The sequence below is a fragment of the Dermacoccus barathri genome, assembly GCF_015070805.1.
In the GTDB taxonomy this organism is placed as follows: domain Bacteria; phylum Actinomycetota; class Actinomycetes; order Actinomycetales; family Dermatophilaceae; genus Dermacoccus; species Dermacoccus abyssi.
The window spans coordinates 38,406-58,825 of sequence record NZ_JADCTK010000004.1 but is presented as its reverse complement, the minus strand read 5'-3'; the positions used below and the strand labels follow the sequence as shown (position 1 = coordinate 58,825).

20 protein-coding genes are annotated in these 20,420 nt (G+C 68.2%); 16 read left to right on the top strand and 4 right to left on the bottom strand.

Annotated features, from left to right (window positions below; all coding sequences use genetic code 11):
* Positions 1-67 precede the first annotated feature (67 nt).
* The 7 genes from IM689_RS08380 to IM689_RS08350 all read left to right on the top strand — a co-directional run bounded on the left by IM689_RS08380 (position 68) and on the right by IM689_RS08350 (position 4,959).
* Complete coding sequence (locus tag IM689_RS08380) at positions 68-547, top strand: GNAT family N-acetyltransferase (protein ID WP_193643641.1); 480 nt, start codon at positions 68-70, stop codon at positions 545-547.
* Positions 544-930, top strand: a complete 387-nt coding sequence (locus IM689_RS08375) for a hypothetical protein (protein WP_193643640.1) — start codon at positions 544-546, stop codon at positions 928-930. The genes IM689_RS08380 and IM689_RS08375 overlap by 4 nt, the downstream gene beginning before the upstream one ends.
* Positions 931-962: 32 nt before the next feature.
* Positions 963-1,532: an HIT family protein gene (locus IM689_RS08370; RefSeq protein WP_047311560.1), complete on the top strand. Its 570-nt coding sequence runs from the start codon at positions 963-965 to the stop codon at positions 1,530-1,532.
* Between the two features lie 110 nt (positions 1,533-1,642).
* Entirely contained in the window at positions 1,643-2,266 is a 624-nt protein-coding gene (gene pgsA, locus IM689_RS08365; RefSeq protein ID WP_129663692.1) for a phosphatidylinositol phosphate synthase, read from the top strand.
* The gene (locus tag IM689_RS08360) at positions 2,266-3,222 is read left to right on the top strand and encodes a phosphatidylinositol mannoside acyltransferase (protein WP_193643639.1); all 957 of its coding nucleotides are present in this window, start codon (positions 2,266-2,268) and stop codon (positions 3,220-3,222) included. The genes pgsA and IM689_RS08360 overlap by 1 nt, the downstream gene beginning before the upstream one ends.
* Positions 3,223-3,226: 4 nt before the next feature.
* Positions 3,227-4,378, top strand: a complete 1,152-nt coding sequence (locus IM689_RS08355; RefSeq protein WP_193643638.1) for a glycosyltransferase family 4 protein — start codon at positions 3,227-3,229, stop codon at positions 4,376-4,378.
* 2 nt (positions 4,379-4,380) lie between these two features.
* Positions 4,381-4,959 carry a hypothetical protein gene (locus IM689_RS08350; RefSeq protein ID WP_047311564.1) on the top strand — a complete coding sequence of 193 codons (579 nt, stop codon included), beginning with the start codon at positions 4,381-4,383 and terminating at the stop codon, positions 4,957-4,959.
* A 217-nt stretch (positions 4,960-5,176) separates the two neighbouring features.
* Here IM689_RS08350 and IM689_RS08345 read toward each other — a convergent pair whose 3' ends face one another.
* Positions 5,177-7,114: a potassium transporter Kup gene (locus IM689_RS08345; protein WP_193643637.1), complete on the bottom strand. Its 1,938-nt coding sequence runs from the start codon at positions 7,112-7,114 to the stop codon at positions 5,177-5,179.
* A gap of 207 nt (positions 7,115-7,321) precedes the next feature.
* On the opposite strand from IM689_RS08345, the gene IM689_RS08340 reads away from it, so the two are divergent.
* From IM689_RS08340 to IM689_RS08300, 9 genes are all read left to right on the top strand, one after another.
* Positions 7,322-8,095 (top strand): YebC/PmpR family DNA-binding transcriptional regulator, encoded by a 774-nt coding sequence (locus tag IM689_RS08340; RefSeq protein ID WP_047311566.1) that lies wholly within the window; start codon positions 7,322-7,324, stop codon positions 8,093-8,095.
* A 173-nt stretch (positions 8,096-8,268) separates the two neighbouring features.
* The gene (gene ruvC / locus IM689_RS08335) at positions 8,269-8,916 is read left to right on the top strand and encodes a crossover junction endodeoxyribonuclease RuvC (RefSeq protein ID WP_193643636.1); all 648 of its coding nucleotides are present in this window, start codon (positions 8,269-8,271) and stop codon (positions 8,914-8,916) included.
* Positions 8,913-9,518 carry a Holliday junction branch migration protein RuvA gene (gene ruvA, locus IM689_RS08330; protein WP_193643635.1) on the top strand — a complete coding sequence of 202 codons (606 nt, stop codon included), beginning with the start codon at positions 8,913-8,915 and terminating at the stop codon, positions 9,516-9,518. Before ruvC ends, ruvA begins: the two co-directional genes overlap by 4 nt.
* The gene (gene ruvB / locus IM689_RS08325; protein ID WP_227484659.1) at positions 9,515-10,609 is read left to right on the top strand and encodes a Holliday junction branch migration DNA helicase RuvB; all 1,095 of its coding nucleotides are present in this window, start codon (positions 9,515-9,517) and stop codon (positions 10,607-10,609) included. The genes ruvA and ruvB overlap by 4 nt, the downstream gene beginning before the upstream one ends.
* A gap of 75 nt (positions 10,610-10,684) precedes the next feature.
* Complete coding sequence (gene yajC / locus IM689_RS08320) at positions 10,685-11,041, top strand: preprotein translocase subunit YajC (protein ID WP_047311570.1); 357 nt, start codon at positions 10,685-10,687, stop codon at positions 11,039-11,041.
* Positions 11,038-12,867: a protein translocase subunit SecD gene (secD, locus tag IM689_RS08315; protein ID WP_193643634.1), complete on the top strand. Its 1,830-nt coding sequence runs from the start codon at positions 11,038-11,040 to the stop codon at positions 12,865-12,867. The genes yajC and secD overlap by 4 nt, the downstream gene beginning before the upstream one ends.
* A complete protein-coding gene (secF, locus tag IM689_RS08310) occupies positions 12,867-14,003 on the top strand; it encodes a protein translocase subunit SecF (RefSeq protein WP_193643633.1) in 1,137 nt (378 codons plus the stop codon). The genes secD and secF overlap by 1 nt, the downstream gene beginning before the upstream one ends.
* Complete coding sequence (locus tag IM689_RS08305) at positions 14,003-14,542, top strand: adenine phosphoribosyltransferase (protein ID WP_047311573.1); 540 nt, start codon at positions 14,003-14,005, stop codon at positions 14,540-14,542. The genes secF and IM689_RS08305 overlap by 1 nt, the downstream gene beginning before the upstream one ends.
* 26 nt (positions 14,543-14,568) lie before the next feature.
* On the top strand, positions 14,569-16,917 hold the full coding sequence (locus IM689_RS08300) for a RelA/SpoT family protein (protein ID WP_193643632.1): 2,349 nt from the start codon (positions 14,569-14,571) through the stop codon (positions 16,915-16,917).
* Positions 16,918-16,948: 31 nt separating this feature from the next.
* Here the strand turns inward: IM689_RS08300 and IM689_RS08295 are convergent, their stop codons facing one another.
* The 3 genes from IM689_RS08295 to IM689_RS08285 all read right to left on the bottom strand — a co-directional run bounded on the left by IM689_RS08295 (position 16,949) and on the right by IM689_RS08285 (position 20,358).
* Entirely contained in the window at positions 16,949-17,455 is a 507-nt protein-coding gene (locus tag IM689_RS08295; RefSeq protein WP_193643631.1) for a GNAT family N-acetyltransferase, read from the bottom strand.
* Between the two features lie 139 nt (positions 17,456-17,594).
* Positions 17,595-18,932 carry a M18 family aminopeptidase gene (locus IM689_RS08290; protein WP_193643630.1) on the bottom strand — a complete coding sequence of 446 codons (1,338 nt, stop codon included), beginning with the start codon at positions 18,930-18,932 and terminating at the stop codon, positions 17,595-17,597.
* A 13-nt stretch (positions 18,933-18,945) separates the two neighbouring features.
* Positions 18,946-20,358 (bottom strand): DUF349 domain-containing protein, encoded by a 1,413-nt coding sequence (locus IM689_RS08285; RefSeq protein WP_227484658.1) that lies wholly within the window; start codon positions 20,356-20,358, stop codon positions 18,946-18,948.
* Between the last annotated feature and the right edge of the window lie 62 nt (positions 20,359-20,420).

Below are 20,420 nucleotides of genomic sequence, written 5' to 3'. Positions count from 1 at the left end.
TCACATCGTGGTTTGCCGTGCGGCGCGGGGCGTTTGCCGAAGGGTCAAGCCGTGGTTGACTGGCGCCATGACGATCACCATCGCCCGGGCCAGGCGTGACGACGCCTTCGCCTGTGCAGCGCTTCGGTTGCGCTCGGACCTCGAGGAGGGGCACCCGAAGCGGGCCGGTTTCGTGACCGAGTACGCGGACGACTTCCTCTCGGCCTTCGACGAGGTACCCACGTGGATCGCCACCCGTTCCGACGGCACCGTCGTCGGCATCGTGCAGTGCGCCCTCGTCCACCGGATGCCGACGCTCGCGCGCGGCGCCAAGCCGTGGTTGTACGTCGCGTTCGTCTTCGTCGTGCCCGACGAACGTGGCGCGGGACTCGGCGAACGCATGCTCCGCACCGTCGACGCCTGGGCGGACGCGCGCGGCGTCGAGCGGATGCTGCTCAACACGCGTCCGAAGGCGCGCCCGTTGTACGAGCGTCTCGGATTCGGTGCCCCGGAGGAGCGACACATGCACCGCGACGCACCGTTCGCGGCCACGAAGGAGCAGCGATGAGCGACATCATCTGGGCCCTCGACCAGCGCGAGCGCTGCATCGCCTGCCCGTCGAAGCCGGCGGCGAACGCCGTCGTGCTCTACCTCGGTGAGGACGGCTCGCTGCCGCGCGAGAGCGTCGGATCGCTGGCCGAACGTGGCGTCATGGCCGCGGGCGTCGTGTGGGCGGGTGTGACAGCGGAACTCACCGACGACGACTGGCTCGACCTCGAGGACGCCGCAAGCGGCCTCGGCGGACTCGCGAGCGCCGTCGCCGTCGTGGGCGAAGGTGATGCCGCAGACGTCGCACAGAAAGTGGCAGAGCGCGTGGGCGGCCTGGCCCACGCGGGCGCTGCGAGCGACGAGCGGCTCGTGGAGAAACTCGCCGAGATCGCTCCGGTCTGACCCGGCGCGCGGGTTTCCCTAGGATGGGGCGCATGGTCACGCAGAACGAGGACTTCACTCCCGAGCACGCCGAGTCCGAGCACGACTTCGCGGGGGAGCCCGACGGTTTCGGCCGACTGTGGACGCCTCATCGCATGGCCTACATCGAGGCCGACCGCCCCTCGAGGGACGCCGGCGACGGCTGTCCGTTCTGCGCGGCGCCGGGCAAGGACGACGCCGAGGGCCTCATCGTGCACCGCGGTGAGCACTGCTTCGTCGTGATGAACCTCTTCCCGTACAACCCGGGCCACCTGCTCGTGTGCCCCTACCGTCACGTGCCGCACTACATCGACCTCACGGACGCCGAGACCGAGGAGTTCACGAAGCTGACGAAGCAGGGCATTCGCGCTCTGAAGGCGGCGTCGAACCCGGCCGGTTTCAACCTCGGCATGAACCAGGGCGATGTCGCGGGCGCCGGCGTGGCTGCGCACCTGCATCAGCACATCGTGCCCCGCTGGGGTGGCGACATGAACTTCATGCCGATCGTCGGTCAGACGAAGGCTCTCCCGGTGCTTCTCGAGGACAGCCGTCAGCGCATCGCGGCGTCCTGGCCAACCGACTGACGGCCTCGACCTCGCGGGGCGCGCGACTCGTGAACGCGGGGTGAGATGTGACTCGTCCGGCGCGGCGCGCACCTCGGCTCGACGTATCGAACCGCTACAGTTGAGTCACCATGCTGAACAAGTACGCGCGCGCCTTCTTCTCCGCGATCTTCCGCCCCCTGGCGCAGCTGCTCCTGCGCCTCGGCATCAGCCCTGACGTCGTCACGATCGTGGGCACGCTTGGTGTCTCGTTCGGCGCGCTGTGGTTCTACCCGCGCGGCGAGTTCCTCGTCGGCACCCTGTTCATCACGGCCTTCGTCTTCTCCGACATGCTCGACGGCAACATGGCCCGCCTGTCGGGTCGCTCGTCGGTGTGGGGCGCTTACCTCGACTCCACGCTCGACCGTGTCGGTGACGCCGCCATCTTCGGTGGTCTCGTGCTCTACTTCGCCGGCCAGGGCGACAACTTCCTCATGGCGTGCCTCGCGCTCGCCTGTCTCGTGCTCGGTTCCGTCGTCTCGTACGCCAAGGCTCGCGCCGAGGGGCTCGGTATGGAGGCGAACGTCGGCATCGCGGAACGAGCCGACCGTCTTGTTGCGGTTCTCGTCACCACCGGCCTCACGGGCCTGTTCGACCTGCCGTACATCGTCCTGACGATCGTGCTCGCCCTGCTCGCGGTGGCCTCGTTCATCACCGTGCTGCAGCGCATGCTCATGGTGCGTCGCCAGGCGCTCGGCAAGGCTCTCGCGAACTGATGGCTCGGCCCGCTCCCTCCCGCAAGCGAGCGCAGGACGCCGCCACCGTCCTCGCCTTCAAGGCCGGATGGCGTGCCGTGCGCGCCCTGCCCGAGCCGGCTGCGTACGTGCTCTTCGAGAGGATCGCGGACGTCCTTCACCGTCGCGGCGGCAAGGACGTCGAGCGGATGCGCTCGAACTACGCCCGGGTCCGCCCGGAACTCGACGCCGCGGCCCTGGACGACCTCACCCGTGAGGGCCTGCGCTCCTACTTCCGTTACTGGTGCGACGCGTTCCGCCTCCAGTCGCTCTCGCATGACGATCTGCGCTCGCTCGTGCGCACCACCGGTGCCATCGACCAGGTGCGGGCGGACCTTGCGGCGGGGGAGTCGATCGTCCTCTACCTCGGCCACCTCGGTAACTGGGATCTCGCCGGCGCATGGTCCGCCACCGAGCTCGCGCACGTCACGACCGTTGCCGAACGTCTCGAACCCGACGAGCTCTTCCGCGCGTTCCTCGAGTTCCGTGAGGGCCTCGGCATGACGATCATCCCGTTGACGGAGGGCGTCGACGTCATGGGTCAGGTCGAGGCGGCGCTGCGGGTGCCGGGCGCCTTTGCGCCGCTGCTGTCGGACCGTGACCTCACGCAGCGTGGCGTCACCGTGAAGCTCGCCGGACACGACGCGCGGGTCGCCGCCGGGCCCGCGATTCTGGCCCGACGCACGGGTGCTCGCCTGTACCCCGTCACGATCACCTACGACCCTCCGAAGGGTCGCGCGATGCGAGCCATCGAGATCCGCTTCCACGACCCTGTCGATGCCGGTTCGTCGCCGGACATGCGCGCCGACGTCCTCGCGGCCACGCAGCAGTGCGTCGATGCGTTGTCGACGGCGATCGTCGAGCGCACCGAGGACTGGCACATGATGCAGCGCGTCTTCGTCGACGACCTCGGCAACCGCGCGCCGCGAGGGAACTGACACGATGCGCGTCGGTCTCGTCAGCCCGTACTCGTTCGACGTGCCCGGCGGCGTGCAGCTGCACGTGCGCGACCTCGCCGAGTACCTCATCGGCGCCGGCCACGACGTGAGCGTCCTCGCGCCCGCGGACGACGAGACGCACATGCCCGACTACTTCGTCAGCGCCGGGCGTGCCGTGCCGATTCGCTACAACGGCTCCGTGGCGCGCCTCGCCTTTGGCCCACTGACGGCTGCCCGCGTCAACCGCTGGTTGGAGCGCGGTCAGTTCGACGTCCTGCACGTGCACGAGCCGGTCAGCCCCAGCGTGTCGATGCTCGCCCTGTGGGCGTATGACGGACCCGTCGTGGCGACGTTCCACACCTCCAACGTGCGTTCTCGCGCGCTGCACGCCGCGCACCCGTTGCTTCGTCCTGGCCTGGAGAAGATCACGGGCCGCATCGCGGTGTCGCAGGCAGCGCGTGAGACGGTGGCGCGTCACCTCGGTGGTGACGCGGTCGTCGTCCCGAACGGTGTGTACGTCGACCAATTTGCGCAGGCACCCCAGAACCCTGCGTGGCGCGGCACGGACGAGCGCCGGACGATCGCGTTCCTCGGGCGGATGAACGAACCGCGCAAGGGTCTCGACGTCCTCGTGCGCGCTCTGCCGCAGATCGTCCGCAGCTACCCGGGTGTGCGGCTGCTCGTCGCCGGGCCGGGGGAGCGCGACGAGGTGATCAAGGCCGTTCCCGAGCAGATGCGTGAGCGCATCGAGTTCCTCGGCATGATCTCCGACGCGGAGAAGGCGTCGCTGTTCCGCTCGGTCGACCTCTACGTCGCGCCGAACACCGGCGGTGAGAGTTTCGGCATCATCCTCGTGGAGGCATTGAGTGCCGGGGTGCCGGTTGTGGCCAGCGACCTCGAGGCGTTCGCGCGCGTGTTGGACGGTGGGCGCTGCGGCGTCCTGTTCCGCACGGGCGACGAGGGCGACCTCGCACGCCGTGTGACGGCGTTGCTCGACGACCCCCACCGCCGCGCAGACCTGGCGCGTCGGGGCGCGGAGCGCGCCCGAATCTACGACTGGAGCACCGTCGCACGCCACATCCTCACGGCCTACGAGACGGTGGCGAGCTCGCACGAGGTGACTGAGCGGACGTTGCGCATCGCGAGGAGGTTGTAGTCGTGCAGGAGTGGACCGTTGTTGCGTTGCTCCTCGCGGGAGCGCTCGCCATCGCGTGGTACCTGAGCTACACGGCTGCCCGGCTCGACCGTTTGCACGCACGGGTCGAGGGGTCGCTCGCGGCGCTCGACGCCCAGTTGGTGCGGCGCGCGGAGGTGGCCTTGGAACTGGCGAACGGCGCCGACCTCGATGCTGCAAGTGCGTTTCTCCTGGCGTCGGCGGCGAGTGCGTCGCTCGAGGCGTCTGAAGGCGCTCAGATCACCGCGGAGGTGCAGGAGGTGGGCGTGCCCGAGGAACGGGCGCTCATCGAGGGGGAGCTGACGGCGGCCCTCGGCGCGGTGGTCGAGGACTGGGCTCCGGCGTCGGCGGCGGGCACGCAGGTTCGGCGCCGGTTGGCTGACGCGTGTGAGCGGGTGGAGTTGGCGCACCGGTTCCACAACGAGGCGGTGACGGATGTCCGTCGGGTGCGTGCGAAGCCGGTGGTGCGGGCGTTGCACTTGGCGGGCCGCACCCACTTGCCGCGCCCGGTGGAGTTCGACGACCACGTCGAGGGCCTGACGACGACATCCGCCTGGCGCTGAGCACTCCCGTTCCTCGAAAACCCAACCCAGAAATCGCCGCCTGAAAAGCCAGGCAAGCACCCAAGCCACAACGCTCTTGAGGAACCGAACCCGGCTGGAAGCGGACGCCCCCGAAGCGCTGTCGCACCGAGCGTCGGTCCTCGCAAGCTCGGACCGGCGCTCGGTGCGACAGCGCAAGGGAAAAGACAGGCAGATCCTTTTGTAGGGCGCGAGCGCCCTACAAAAGGATCTGCGCTCCCATCATCACCGTCCGCTCCTTGGGGAGGCGGAAGTAGTCGGCGGGGACGGCGGCGTTGTGGGTCATGGCGATGAAGAGCAGTTTGCGCAGTTTGTTCATGCCGGGGCGGCCGGTGTCGAGGAGGCCGATTTCGGAGACGAAGTAGTAGGCGGTGTCGGGGTCGATGTCGACGCCTTGTTCCTTGGCGATGCGCAGTGCGGCGGGGACGTCTTGGTCGTCCTGGAAGCCGTACTTGAGGGTGAGGTGGGTGATGCGGTCGTAGTCGTTGCCGAGTTGGTCGAGGATGACGGTGTCTTCGGGGGCGACGTGGGGCACGTTGGCGCTGAGGGTGCTGACGATGAAGACGTTCTCGTGGATGACGTGGTTGAAGTTGGCGTTCTCGCGCAGGGCGAGGGGCGTCGTGTCCTTGTCGGGGTGGAGGAACACGGCGGTGCCGGGCACTTCGCACAGGTCGCCGCTGCGGGCTGTTTCGACGAAGGTGGCGAGGGGACCTTCGATGCTCTGGCGACGGGTGGCGACGATGGCGCGCCCCTTCTGCCAGGTGAGCATGGACATGCCGATGCCGAGTGCGATGACGACGGGTAGCCAACCGCCGTGCAGCAGTTTGGCGACGTTGGCGAGGAAGAAGATGCCTTCGAAGAGGTAGAGCGCGACGCCGAGGGTGACGATGCGCCAGGTGCGCCACTTGAGCGTGCTGTGGGCGTAGACGAGGAACAGCGTCGTCGTCATGAGGAATGTGCCGGTGACGGCGAGGCCGTAGGCGACGGCGAGTTTCTCGGAACTGCGGAAGGCGAAGAGCAGAAGCATGACGCCGATGAAGAGCACCCAGTTGACCCCGGGGATGTAGATCTGGCCCTCTTCCTCCTGGCCGGTGTGACGCACGGTCATGCGGGGCAGGTAACCGGTTCGTTCGGCCTGTCGTGCCACGGAGAACGCGCCGGAGATGACGGCCTGGGAGGCGATGACGGTGGCCATGGTCGCGAGGATGACGAGCGGTAGCTTCGCCCATTCGGGGGCGAGGAGGAAGAACGGGTTCGCGATCTTGTCCGGGTTGGTGAGGATGAGCGAGCCCTGGCCCATGTAGTTGAGGACGAGCGAGGGGAACACGAGGAGGAACCAGGCTCGGGTGATGGGGGCGCGCCCGAAGTGACCCATGTCGGCGTAGAGGGCCTCGGCGCCGGTGACGCACAGGACGATCGAGCCCGCGGCGATGAACGCGATGAAGGGATGCTCGACGACGAACAGCGTGGCGTAGTTCGGCAGGAACGCCTTGAGGATGTGCGGGTCGCGCACGATCTGGCCGATGCCGAGGGCGGCGATGGTGACGAACCACAGGATCATGATGGGGCCGAAGAACTTGCCGACGACCTCGGTGCCCTTGCGCTGCACGAGGAACAGGATCGTGATGATGACGGCGCCGATCGGTACGACGTACCGGTTGAGTCCGGGCCGCACGACTTCGAGGCCTTCGACGGCCGACATGACGGAGATGGCGGGGGTGATCACGCTGTCGCCGAAGAACAGCGATGCTCCGATGACGCCGAGAAGCATGACGACGCTCCAGCGCTTGCCGCCCTTGGGCACTCCCTGGCGCACGAGCGCCGCGAGCGCCATGATGCCGCCCTCGCCGTCGTTGTCGGCGCGGAGCACGAAGAGCACGTACTTGATCGTCACGATGATGGTGAGCGACCAGAACATCCAGGAGATCGTTCCGTAGATGTCTGCCTCGTTGGCGATGACGGCGTTGTGGCTGGCGTTGAACACGCTCTGCACGGAGTACAGGGGGCTCGTGCCGATGTCGCCGAAGACGACACCGAGCGCGCCGAGCACGAGCGCGCCGGCACCCTTCTTCCGGTGCCCACCGGCCCGCTCGTCAGTTTCCGCAGTGACCGACGCGGACCCGTTCGAAGATGTCACGTCCGAAAGTATGAACCTGCAGTGGCGTGTCGCGGCAACTGTGGTTCACCTGAGCAGATGTGAGGCGAGGAGCGCACCCCGTTAGACTGCCGACAGATCTGACGGGTGGACGCGCGTGTCGTCGTGAGCCGCCCCGCGGGCCTTCGGCGAAGGAGCACCGCGACAGAACCCCAGAGGAACGGCACGACGGACCAGCGAGAGGGAGACATGAGCGGCCACTCCAAATGGGCGACGACGAAGCACAAGAAGGCTGCGATCGACGCCAAGCGCGGCAAGCTGTTCGCCAAGCTCATCAAGAACATCGAGGTTGCGGCCCGTTCCGGTGGCGGCGACCCGGCCGGTAACCCGACGCTGTACGACGCCATCCAGAAGGCGAAGAAGTCGTCGGTTCCCAACGACAACATCGACCGCGCCGTCAAGCGCGGTTCGGGCGCAGAGGCCGGTGGAGCCGAGTACCAGGCCCTCATGTACGAGGGTTACGCCCCTGGCGGCGTCGCCGTGCTCATCGAGTGCCTGACGGACAACAAGAACCGCGCCGTCGCCGAGGTTCGCACCGCTCTGCAGAAGAACGGCGGCTCGATGGCCGACTCCGGTTCGGTCGCCTACCTGTTCAACCGCAAGGGCGTCGTCATCGTGCCCAAGGACCAGGGAGACAAGGACGACGCGACGGAGGACGGCGTCCTCGAGATCGTCCTCGAGGCCGGTGCCGAGGAGGTCAACGACCTTGGTGAGTCCTTCGAGATCGTCTCCGAAGCGGGCGACTTCGTGGGTGTGCGTGAGGCGTTGCAGTCGGCCGGTATCGACTACGACTCCGCCGAGGCCTCGTGGATGCCGTCGATGGAGGTTCCCCTCGACAAGGACGGCGCGAAGAAGATGTTCCGTGTCATCGAGGCACTCGAGGACAGCGACGACGTGCAGAACGTCTTCGCCAACGGTCAGGTCTCGGACGAGGTTCTCGCCGAACTCGACGCCGAGGACTGATCGGCAAGCACGTCACGAGCGGAAGGCGGCTCGACCCTCGGCGGGTCGGGTCGCCTTCGGCGTGTGCGACGGTAGAGTGATCGGGTGCGAACAGGTGTTCGCATCGACTCATCGTCTTGTCATCTTGTTGGTCAGGTGCCGGGGCGGTCCCGTCAGCGGAAGGAGCGTTGCGCATGCGTGTGCTCGCCGTTGACCCCGGTCTGACGCGCTGCGGCGTCGGAGTGGTTCAGGGCGCTCCCGGCGGTCGCCTGCAGATCGTCACGGTCGGCGTGATCCGCACCGGTGCGGACACCCCACTGCATGAGCGTCTTCACGAGTTGCAGGTGGAACTCGAGGCCGTCTTCGAACGCACCAGGCCGGACGCCGTCGCCGTCGAGCGCATGTTCGCCCGAAACGACGTCTCGACCATCATGGGCACCGCCCAGGCCTCCGCCGTTCCGATGCTCGCTGCTGCGTCGCGCGGGTTGCCGCTCGGTCTGCACACGCCGTCCGAGGTGAAGGCAGCTGTCACGGGCAACGGGCGGGCCGACAAGGGTCAGGTGACGGCCATGGTGACGCGCATCCTCGGTCTCGAGAGCGCCCCCAAGCCCGCTGACGCCGCCGACGCTCTGGCTCTTGCCATCTGTCACCACTGGCGTGGTGCGGGTGCCGCCCGTCGGGCCAACACCGACGGCGAGCGTCCGCTCGCCCCGGCGGCGGCCCAGTACCGTGCCGCAGAAGCTGCGGCGGCGCGTCGATCCCGTTCGGCGGCCAAGCAGTATCGTGAGCCGCTGCGCTCGTCCGCCTCCCGCGACGCCACCACCCGAGGAGCCCGTCCATGATCTCCAGCCTCACCGGCGCCGTCGCAGCAGCGACGCTCGACACCGTGGTCCTCGAGGTCGGGGGAGTCGGGCTGCTCGTCCACACCACGCCTGCGACGGCCGCCTCGGCGCGCCCGGGGGAGTCGATGCGCCTGGCGACGTCGCTGGTGGTGCGTGAGGACTCGCTCACCCTCTTCGGCTTCGCCGGTGACGACGAACGCGCCCTGTTCGAGCAGGTGCAGACCGTCAGTGGTGTCGGGCCGCGCCTCGCCCTGGCGATGCTGGCCGTTCACGACCCGGCGCAGCTGTCGTCGGCCATCGCGACAGGCAACGTCACCGCCTTGACGAAGGTGCCCGGCATCGGCAAGAAGGGCGCCGAGCGCATCGTCCTCGAACTGCGCGACAAGGTCGTGCCCGTCGGTACGGGCGAAACACAGGCCACGCCCGAGGTACCTGCCGCGACGACGCCGGGTGACTCGCAGGTGGCAGAGGCGCTCGTGGGGCTCGGCTGGAGCGCCAAGCAGGCCGATGACGCCGTGGCCAAGGTCGCCAAGCTGCCCGAGGCCGACGGCGCCACGACGCCCGTCCTGCTGCGCCTGGCCCTGCGGGAGCTCGGCCGATGAGCCCGGCGCACTTCGAGGACCACAGCGCCGACATCTCGCCGCGCCTCGTCGACCCGCACGGTTCTGAGGACGAGCAGCAGCTCGAAGCGGCCCTGAGGCCGAAGAAGCTGGCCGACTTCCCCGGTCAGGAGCGGGTGCGTGATCAGCTCGGTCTCGTGCTCGAGGCCGCGCGCCGACGCGGTGCGCCGCCGGACCACGTCCTGCTCTCAGGCCCTCCCGGGCTCGGTAAGACGACGCTCGCCATGATCGTGGCGAGCGAGCTCGAGGCCCCTATTCGCATCACGAGCGGACCAGCCATCCAGCACGCGGGTGACCTGGCGGCCATCCTCAGCTCTCTCACCGAGGGCGAGGTGCTCTTCCTCGACGAGATCCACCGCATGGCCCGCCCGGCGGAGGAGATGCTCTACCTCGCGATGGAAGACTTCCGCGTCGACGTCATCGTCGGCAAGGGGCCGGGCGCAACGGCCATCCCGCTCGAACTGCCGCCGTTCACCGTCGTCGGCGCCACCACGCGTGCGGGGCTGCTGCCCGCGCCGCTGCGTGACCGCTTCGGCTTCACCGGCCACCTCGACTACTACAAGGCGAGCGATCTCGCTGCCATCCTCGCGCGCAACGCCGACCTGCTCGGCGTGCCCGCGACACGCGAGGGCATCGAGGAGATCGCCGGTCGCTCGCGCGGTACCCCGCGCATCGCGAACCGACTCCTGCGCCGCGTCCGTGACTACGCGCAGGTGCACGGCCGTCAGGTCGTCGACCTGGGGTCGGCTCAAGCCGCGCTCGACCTCTTCGATGTCGACGCGAGCGGCCTCGACAGGCTCGACCGTGCCGTGCTCGAGGCCCTGTGCCGCCGGTTCGGTGGTGGACCCGTGGGCCTGTCGACACTCGCCGTCGCAGTAGGCGAGGAGCCCGACACCGTCGAGACCGTCGCCGAGCCGTACCTCGTGCGCGAGGGCTACATGATCCGCACGCCGCGGGGGCGCGCTGCTGCGCCGCTCGCGTGGAGTCACCTCGGGCTCACCCCACCGGAATCGTCCCTCGGCGGCGCGCTGTTCGACCCGGCCGAGGGTGGGGACGGGCGCTTCACCGGGTAGGGTGGTGCGGCCAGTGGTCCGGCACCTGACGTGGATGCGGACCCCGGCAGACCCGAGAACTACGTGAGGACCTTCATGCCGAACATGGTTGCCGCATCGCAGTCGGGAGGCTCCGGCTTCTCGATGCTCCTGCTGCTCCTGCCCTTCCTCCTCATTGCGCTGATGTTCTTCAGCCAGCGCAAGCGAGCCCAGGCGACCCAGAGGGCGCAGGCTGCGCTGAGCGTGGGCGACGAGGTCTGCACGACGAGTGGAATGTACGGCACGCTGCGTCGCCTCGACGACGCCACGGGCGAGGTCGAGGTGGCGCCCGGCACGGTGATCCGCTTCGACCGCCGCGCGCTGCTGCCGGCCAATGTCGACCCGGTCTCCGGTCGGGTTCAGGACGAGAACCGAGGCGACGACGCCGCAGGCGCCGAGGGCGACGCACGATGAGCACGCCGACCGGCGCGCCGCACAACATCGACTCGAACCGCCCGAACCGCGCGAAGGCGAAGAAGACTCCGCCGTCCAGCCCGAAGAAGAGCCTCGCCGGCCTCCTCATCGTGTTCCTGGCTCTCATCGGCGGAATCGCGGCAACGGACAGCTGGCTGCCAAAGCTCGGTCTCGACCTCGAGGGTGGCCGTGAGGTCGTCCTCGAACCTGTCGTCACCGGCGGTTCGTCCGTCAACGAGTCGCAGGTCAAGCAGGCCGTCGACATCATCCGTAACCGCGTCGACGCGTCCGGCACCGCCGAGGCCGAGGTGACGACGCTCGGTGCGCGCAACATCGTCGTGTCGATTCCGGGCAACCCGAGCCGTCAGGTGCTCGACTCCCTGTCGCGCTCCTCGCAGCTCGACTTCCGCGCCGTCGTCGCGACGGCCCAGGGCTCGAAGCAGGGACAGTCGCCCTACCGCCTGCCCGAGGTCATCAAGAGCTCCGGCGCGAACCAGGCGACGCCCTCGGGTTCGGCATCGACCTCCCCGTCGGCGAGCTCTTCGGGTGGATCGTCGTCGCCTGCACCGTCGAGTTCCAGCTCGTCGAAGGACGTCCTGCCCTCGGCCTACAAGCAGGCCGGCCCGGAGAACGCCAGCGACACCGCGTGGGGCGAGCAGAAGGTCGACGCCGCGTGGGTCAAGGCCGGCATCGCCTCGTCGAACATGACGTACAACCAGCTGCTCCAGGTCTATGCCTGCACGCCCTCCTACCAGGAGGTCGCGGCGAGCATCCCGGCGAACAAGCCGGTTGTCGTCTGTTCGAAGGAGGGCAACGAGAAGCTGCTGCTCGGACCGGTCGAGGTCAAGGGCGCCGACCTCACGGACGCGAGCAGCGGTATGGCCACGAACCAGCAGGGCAACCAGACGGGTGAGATCGCCGTCGACCTCAAGCTCAACGGTGAGGGCAAGACGGCCTTCGCCAACGTGACGCGCCGAGTGGCGCTCCTTCAGGAGCCGCGCAACCGCTTCGCCATCACGGTCGACGGTCAGTCGATCTCGGCCCCGAACGTCCGTGAGCCGCTCACGTCGGGCCAGGCCCAGATCACGGGTGGGTTCACAGCCGAGAGCGGCAAGCTGCTCGCTGACTCCCTCAAGTTCGGTGCGCTGCCGATGTCGTTCAAGGAACTCACGTCCGATCAGCTGAGCCCGGAGCTCGGCTCCGACCAGCTGACGAAGGGCATCATCGCCGGCGCCATCGGTCTCGGCCTCGTCGTCCTGTACTCGCTCTTCCAGTACCGCGCGCTCGGCCTCGTGACGGTCGCGTCCCTGCTCGTCGCAGCGGCCACGACCTACCTCGCCGTGACGCTGCTGGGTTCGGTCAACAACTTCCGTCTGTCCATGGCGGGTGTCACGGGCCTCATCGTCGCGATCGGTATCACCGCCGACTCGTTCATCGTGTACTTCGAACGCGTGAGAGACGAAGTGCGCTCGGGACGGCCACTACGAGCCGCGGTCGACACCGGTTGGGCCCGGGCCAAGCGCACGATCATCATCTCGGACGCGGTGAACTTCCTCGCGGCCGCCGTGCTGTACGTCCTGTCGGAGAGCACGGTCAAGGCCTTCGCGTTCACGCTCGGCCTCACGACGCTCATCGACCTCCTGGTCGTCATGCTGTTCACCCACCCCGTAGTGGCACTTCTCGCCCGTACGAAGTTCTTCGGTAACGGCCACCCGGCCTCGGGTCTCGACCCGGAGCGTCTCGGTGCGCGCACCGCCACGTACGCGGGTCGCGGCCGCGTGACGCTGGCCGACCGTCGCCGCGCAGCTCAGGAGGGCACCGCCTGATGGCCAGCTTCGCAACGTTCGGAAACGACCTCTACACGGGTCGTCGTCAGTTCGACTTCATCGGCAAGCGCAAGCGCTGGTACGCCCTGACCGCCGTGCTGCTCGTCCTCGCCGCAGCCGGTCTGTTCGGTCGTGGCCTCAACTTCGGCCTCGAGTTCACCGGTGGCTCCGAGATCCGCGTTCCCGGTATCTCGAACACGGCCAGCTACGACACGCGTGCTGCCGACGCCGTCACGTCGGTGACGAAGACCGAATCGAACCTGCGTGTTTCGAAGCTCGGTGAGGGCACGGTCCGCGTGCAGGCCGAGAAGCTCGGCGACGGCACCCCGGCCACCACGGAGGCCGTCAAGAACGCGCTGGCCAAGGAGTTCGGTGTGTCGGCCACGAGCGCCGAGACCTCGTTCATCGGCCCTTCCTGGGGTGAGAGCGTGACGAACAAGGCCATCGTCGCCCTGTTCGTCTTCCTCGCCTTCGTGTCGGTCGTGCTCGCGCTGTACTTCCGCACGTGGAAGATGGCGGCTGCCGCGCTCATTGCCCTCATCCACGACCTGTTCTTCACCGTCGGTATCTACGCCCTTACGGGTCTCGAGTTGACGCCGGCGACGATGATCGGCTTCCTCACGATCCTCGGTTACTCGATCTACGACACGGTCGTCGTCTTCGACAAGGTGCGTGAGAACGCGTCCGAGGCCTTCGCGACGGGACGCCGCAGCTTCGACCAGGCCGCGAACTACGCCGTCAACCAGATGCTCGTGCGTTCGATCAACACCTCGGTCGTGGCCCTCCTGCCGATCGCGGCGATCCTCGTCGTCGGCGTCTTCTTCATCGGCCCGAGCACGCTGCTCGACATCGCGGTCGCCCTCTTCATCGGTGTGGCCGTCGGTACGTTCTCCTCGATCTTCATCGCGACGCCGGCCCTCACCGACCTGCGTCGCCGTGAGAAGGGAGTGCAGGAGCTGGCGCGTCGCGCCAAGGCCTACCAGAAGCGGGCCGCGGGTGACAGTGACGAGGACGCCGGCCACGGCGCCGACTCCTCGGGTGTGCTCACGAGCCGGGCTGCCTCCGGTGCAGCGAGCGGCGCTTCGGCGACGATGCGTCGTCGTGGTGCACACCCGGCTGCTCAGCGAGACGAGTGATGACGGACTACCAGCAGCGGGTGGCCGGCCTCGTCGCCCGGCACACGCGGGACGTCGCCGACTTCCCGACGCCGGGCGTGGTGTTCAAGGACATCACCCCGCTGTTCGCCAACGCCGCGGCTTTCGGTTCGGTGCTCGATCTCCTCGCGGAGCGTCACGAGGGCGGCGTCGACGTCGTCGCGGGCGTCGAGGCGCGTGGGTTCGTCATCGGGGCACCGCTGGCCCAGCGCATGGGCGTCGGATTCGTCCCCATTCGCAAGAAGGGCAAGCTGCCCGGTGAGGTCGTCGCGCAGTCGTACGACCTCGAGTACGGCTCGGCGACCATCGAGATGCACACCGACGCCGTGAAGCCGGGCGCGCGAGTGCTCGTCATCGACGACGTCCTCGCCACCGGTGGCACGGCTGTGGCCTCGTGCGAGCTCGTCGAAAAGGTCGGCGGAAGCGTCGTCGGGTTCGACGTCCTGGTCGAACTGGCCTTCCTCGACGGCCGAGCACGCCTGGAGCGTTGGCCCGTTCACACGGGCCTCGTCGTCGGCTGAGTGGCGTTTGCCACTACTATCGGCCCATGGTTGAGCAGTCCGGTTCGAGTTCGTCGTCGCGAGTGCGCCAGAGGCTGGTGCGCTTCGGCGGTCCGCGCCCGAGCAACAACCGCGTTCTCGAACCGCTGCTTCGCACCGTTCGCGAGACCCACCCCAAGGCCGACACCGCGCTGATCGTGCGAGCCTACGAGGTCGCGGAGCGTTGCCACCGTCACCAGGTGCGCAAGAGCGGCGACCCGTACATCACGCACCCGCTCGCCGTCGCGACGATCCTTGCCGAACTCGGCATGACGCCGCCGACGCTGGCCGCCGCGCTGCTGCACGACACCGTCGAGGACACGGACTACTCCCTCGACCAGCTGACGAAGGATTTCGGCCCCGAGATTGCCCGCCTCGTCGACGGCGTGACGAAGCTCGACAAGGTCACCTACGGCGACGCTGCGCAGGCCGAAACGGTGCGCAAGATGGTCGTCGCGATGGCGCAGGACATCCGGGTGCTCGTGATCAAGCTCGCCGACCGTCTCCACAACGCGCGCACGTGGCGCTACGTCTCGCAGGCCTCGGCCCAGCGCAAGGCCACCGAGACGCTTGAGATCTACGCTCCGCTGGCTCACCGCCTCGGGATGAACACGATCAAGTGGGAGCTCGAGGACCTGTCGTTCTCGACGCTGTACCCACAGATCTACGACGAGATCGTGCGTCTCGTGGCGGATCGTTCGCCGGCTCGCGAGTCCTACCTGCGCACCGTGAAGGAGCAGGTCGCGAGCGATCTGCGCGCGGCGCGCATCAAGGGAGAGGTCACCGGACGCCCGAAGCACTACTACTCCGTGTACCAGAAGATGATCGTGCGGGGGCGCGACTTCGAGGACATCTACGACCTTGTCGCCGTGCGCGTGCTCGTCGAGTCGGTACGCGACTGTTACGCAGTGCTCGGCACCCTGCACACGCGATGGACGCCCATTCAGGGGCGGTTCAAGGACTACATCGCGATGCCGAAGTTCAACATGTACCAGTCGTTGCACACGACGGTCGTGGGTCCCGGCGGCAAGCCGGTGGAGATCCAGATCCGTACGTACGACATGCACCGTCGCGCCGAGTACGGTGTCGCCGCGCACTGGAAGTACAAGGACGACGCGAAGCGTGGCGTCGAGAACGCCGGCCATGCGGCGTCGACGGCTGCCGGAACGAACGACATGGCCTGGTTGCGGCAGCTGCTCGAGTGGCAGCGCGACACGGAGGATCCGGGGGAGTTCCTCGAGTCGCTGCGCTTCGAGGTCGGCAGCCGCGAGCTGTACGTCTTCACGCCCAAGGGCGGCATCATCGCGCTGCCGGCGGGTTCGACGCCCGTCGACTTCGCGTACGCCGTGCACACCGAGGTGGGGCACCACTGCATCGGTGCCCGGGTCAACGGACGCCTCGCCACGCTGGAGACGACACTCGCCACGGGTGACGTCGTCGAGGTGCTCACGTCCAAGGCCGATGGCGCGGGTCCGAGCCGCGACTGGCTCGGCTTCGTCAAGTCGCCGCGAGCCAAGAGCAAGATCAAGCAGTGGTTCAGCAAGGAGCGTCGCGAGGAGGCCATCGAGAAGGGCAAGGACGCCCTGGCGAAGACGCTGCGTAAGCAGGGTCTACCGCTGCAGCGGCTCATGTCGCACGACAGCCTGACGGACGTCGCCACCCGCCTCAACCACGCCGACATCGACGCGCTCTACGCCGCGATCGGTGACGGGCACATCTCCACCGAGGCGGTCGTGCGCTCGCTCGTCTCGGCGCTCGGTGGGGAAGAGGCGACCACCGAGGACATGGCGGAGGCGGCGACGCCGCGCACCGGCCGTCCGCGGATGAAGGCCGACCCGGGTGTCACCGTCGTCGGCACTGACGACGTGTGGGTGAAGCTCGCGCGCTGCTGCATGCCTGTGCCGGGCGACGACATCGTCGGCTTCGTGACGACGGGTCGCGGCGTGTCGGTACACCGCCGCGACTGCACGAACATCGACGACCTCAAGCGTCAACCGGAGCGCCTCATCAAGGTGGCCTGGGCGCCGGGACAGGCGAGCGTCTTCCTCGTCCAGTTGCAGGTGGAGGCGCTCGACCGCAACGGTCTGCTCTCGGACATCACACGCGCCCTGAGCGACCAGCACGTCAACATCCTGTCGGCGGCCCTCACGACGGCGAGCAACCGCGTCGCCGTCAGCAAGTTCACGTTCGAGATGGGCGATGCGAGCCACCTCGACCACGTCATGCGTGCCGTCCGGCGCGTCAGCGGCGTCTTCGACGTCTACCGACTGACGGGCACGGGAGCGAAGGCCAAGGACCAGCCGGGGGAGCCGGGCGACAGTGCCGACGAGACCGGGGTAGCGACACAGAAGAACTGACCCGTTCGACCTGGGCGCGCAGAGAGCTCAGTCAACCTCGCGTTGGTTCGGGAGTCGTGCCCTTCCACAGGGTCTCGCCGTCGATCGTGATGTCGGTCGGCTCCATCGCAAGCCGCTGCGCGATCCGCTGTGACGCCGTGTGGTCGGGATGGATGTGAGCGATCACGTCGGTGATGCCTCGTTCTCGAAGCTGCTCCATGAGGAGCGAGGCTGCGCGGTGGCCGTAACCGTTTCCCTGCCAGGGGACTCCGATCACCCAGGCGATCTCTGTGGGCCCGGTGTCGACAGGGATGGTGGCCTGAACGAAGCCCACTGGCCGCTCGCCGCTGTCAGTCCGGGCGAAGACGAGTTCGTTGATCCAGATCTCGAGGCCGGCGGAGGAGCCACCTCGGGTTTGAACCGCGTAGCGGCGTTCCAGTTCGCCCGTCGTTGGGGGATGACCGCCCGTGAACCGATAGAGCTCGGGATCCGACAGCACCTCGGACATGTCGGCTGCGTCGCTGACCTGGAGCGGACGAAGTGCGAGGTGCTCAAACATCGTCCCAGTTGATGCCGGTGCGCCAATTCGACGCAACCGAATTAAGCCCGCTCGATGACTGATGAACAAAGTGCAGGTTGTTCGTGAAATATCACGCACAACCTGCACTTTCCTCGTCAGTCGAGCAGCAGCCCGCGTCTCACGCACCTCGGGGGGCGAGGAAGGCCGCGAGCGCGGCCGCGTACATCGCCTGGTCGGCCGCGCCGACGAGTTCACGAATCGAGTGCATCGAGAGGGTCGGGGCGCCGAAGTCGACCGTTGTCGCACCGGAGAGGGCCGCCGTCATCGGGCCGACCGTCGAGCCGCACGGCAGGTCCGAGCGCACGACGAACTCCTGCATGGGCACGCCCGCCTGACGGCATGCGGCGGCGAAGTGCGCCGCCCCGACGGCGTCCGTCGCGTAGCGCAGGTTCGTGTTCACCTTGAGCACCGGGCCGCCGTTCATCGCGATGTGGTGCGCCGGCTCGTGACGATCGGCGTAGTTCGGGTGCGTGGCGTGCGCCATGTCGCCCGAGGCGATGACGGTGCGCGCCAGGGAACGGTGCAGCGCGTCACGCGAGCCGCCGAGCGTGGAGACGATGCGCTCGAGCACGGTGGGCAGGTACGCGGAGAACGCGCCCCGCTCCGACATCGAGCCGATCTCCTCGTGGTCGAACAGCACGATGAGGGGGATGACGGGCTCGTCCGCCGGGTTCTCCACCGCGTCGAGGAGCGCCGTCGTCGCTGCGAAGCTCGTGGCCAGGTTGTCCATACGGGCGCCGGCGACGAACTCGTGGTGCAGCCCCGTGCGAGCCGGGGCCTGCGTGTCGTGCGTCATCGCGTCCCACGCGAGGACGTCGAGGGGCTCGACGCCCACCTGGTCGGCGAGCCACTCGCCGAACGTGGGCACCTGAGAGAGCGCCCAGTGCGGCTCCATGTGAGCCTGCTTGTTGAGCGTCAGGCCGTCATTCGTGGAACGGTCGAGGTGGATGGCGAGCTGGGAGACGCGCAGCAGCGGCTCGTCGCACTGGAACAGGCGCGTGCCGACCGAACCGTCGGCCTCGCGAACGGAGACGCGCCCCGAAAGGCCGAGGTCGCGATCGAGCCACGAGTTGAGCAGCAGGCCGCCGTAGGGCTCGACACCGAGCATCTGCCATCCGGCGCGCTCGTGATCGGGACGCGGCTTGATGCGCAGGTTGGGGGAGTCGGTGTGCGCACCGACGACGCGGAAGCCGGGCACCGCCTCCGCCGAAGCCTTCGTGAAGGCGCCTTCACCCACCTGCTCGCTCGACCACGCGACGAGCGAACCGCCCCGCGTCGTGACGTAGCGCCCTGACGCCGTGGGCCACACGTCGACCTCGTCGAGACGGACGAAGCCCGCCTCCTCGAGCAGACGTACCGTGGACTCGACCGCGTGGAACGGCGAAGGGCTGGTGCTCAGGTAAGCGACCAGCCCTTCGGCGGCCGAATCCGTCGTGAACCGACCGGATCCGAACATCAGATCAAACCTCTCAGCCGTCGAGCTCGCTGGCGGTGGAACGCACCTGGTCGAGCCAGGACTGCTTCGCGTTCAGCTCCTGACGCAGCTTGTTGGCCTTGTTGGAGTTGCCCGACGCCTCGGCGGCGTCGACGTCGGCCCGCAGGTCGGCGATGGCCGACTCCAGCTGAGCCACCATCGAGTTGGCGCGGGCGCTCACCTCGGGGTCGGACTTCTTCCACTGGGCCTGCTCGGCGTCACGCACGGCGTTCTCGATGCGGCGCATGCCCTTCTCGAGCCGGTCCATGTCCTTGCGCGGCACCTTGCCCGCGGCGTCCCACTTCTCCTGGAGCGCGCGTAGCTGCGCCTTGGCGGCGCCGAGTTCCTTGACCGGCAGGATCTTCTGACCCTCGGCCAGCAGCTCCTCCTTGACCTTGGCGTTCGCCTCGAACTCCTTGTTCTCCTCGGCGACGACCTCGTCCTTGGCCGCGAAGAACGCGTCCTGCGCGGCCTTGAAGCGCTGCCACAGCGCGTCGTCGTCGGCGCGCGACGCACGGCCGGCGGCACGCCAGTCACCCATGAGGCGCTTGAACGCGGACGCCGTCGAACCCCAGTCGGTGGAGTTCTGGAGCTTCTCGGCTTCGGCGACGAGGCGCTCCTTCTCCTTCTTCGCCGCACCGTGCTGTTCGTCGAGCTTGCTGAAGTGTGCGCGTCGCGTCTTGTCGAAGCCGTTGCGGGCCGCGGAGAAGCGCTGCCAGAGCGTCGACTCGACGTCACGATCGAGGCGCGCGCCGCCCTTCTGGTGGGTCTTCCACTCGTCGAGGAGCTCACGCATGCGGGTGGTGGACTTCTTCCACTGCACCTTCTCCGGGTCCTGCGCGGCGATCTGCTCGGCCTCAGCGACGAGAGCCTCACGCTGCTTGAGCGCCTCGGCCTTCGCGGCGGCGCGCTGCTCGCCCTCGACCTGCGCCTTGACGCGCAGCGCCGTCGAGATGTCCTCGACGATGCCGTCGAGCGCCGGCAGGTCACCGACGACGTTCGCCTCGCCGACCTGCCTGCGCAGGTTCTTCAGCGACTCGGTGGCGTCGTGGGCCGAAACGTCAGTCTGCGTGACGCGCTGCAGGAGCAGGGCTGCGCTGGCGTGCAGTTCGTCGTACTTGCGCGCGAAGTAGGCGAGCGCCTCGTCCTCACTCTTGCCGGGGTAGGAACCGACAGCCTTCTCACCGTCCGGGGTCTTGACGTAGACCGTGCCGTCCTCGCCGACACGGCCGAACGACGCCGCGTTGGACGTGGACTCGGCAACGGGGGCGATGGGCGCTGCAGGAGCGGCAGCGGGCGTCCCGGACGCTTCGGCGGCGGCCGGAACCGCGGTGGGCTTCGGCATTGCGCTCGGCTTGATGGAACCGGGCGTCGGGGTGGGATTGGTGGAGTCCTCGGACACGTTCATGCCTTTTTCTCGACGTAGCCGGGGAATCGGTCACGCGTCACCCCGGCAGCAACCCGATCAGT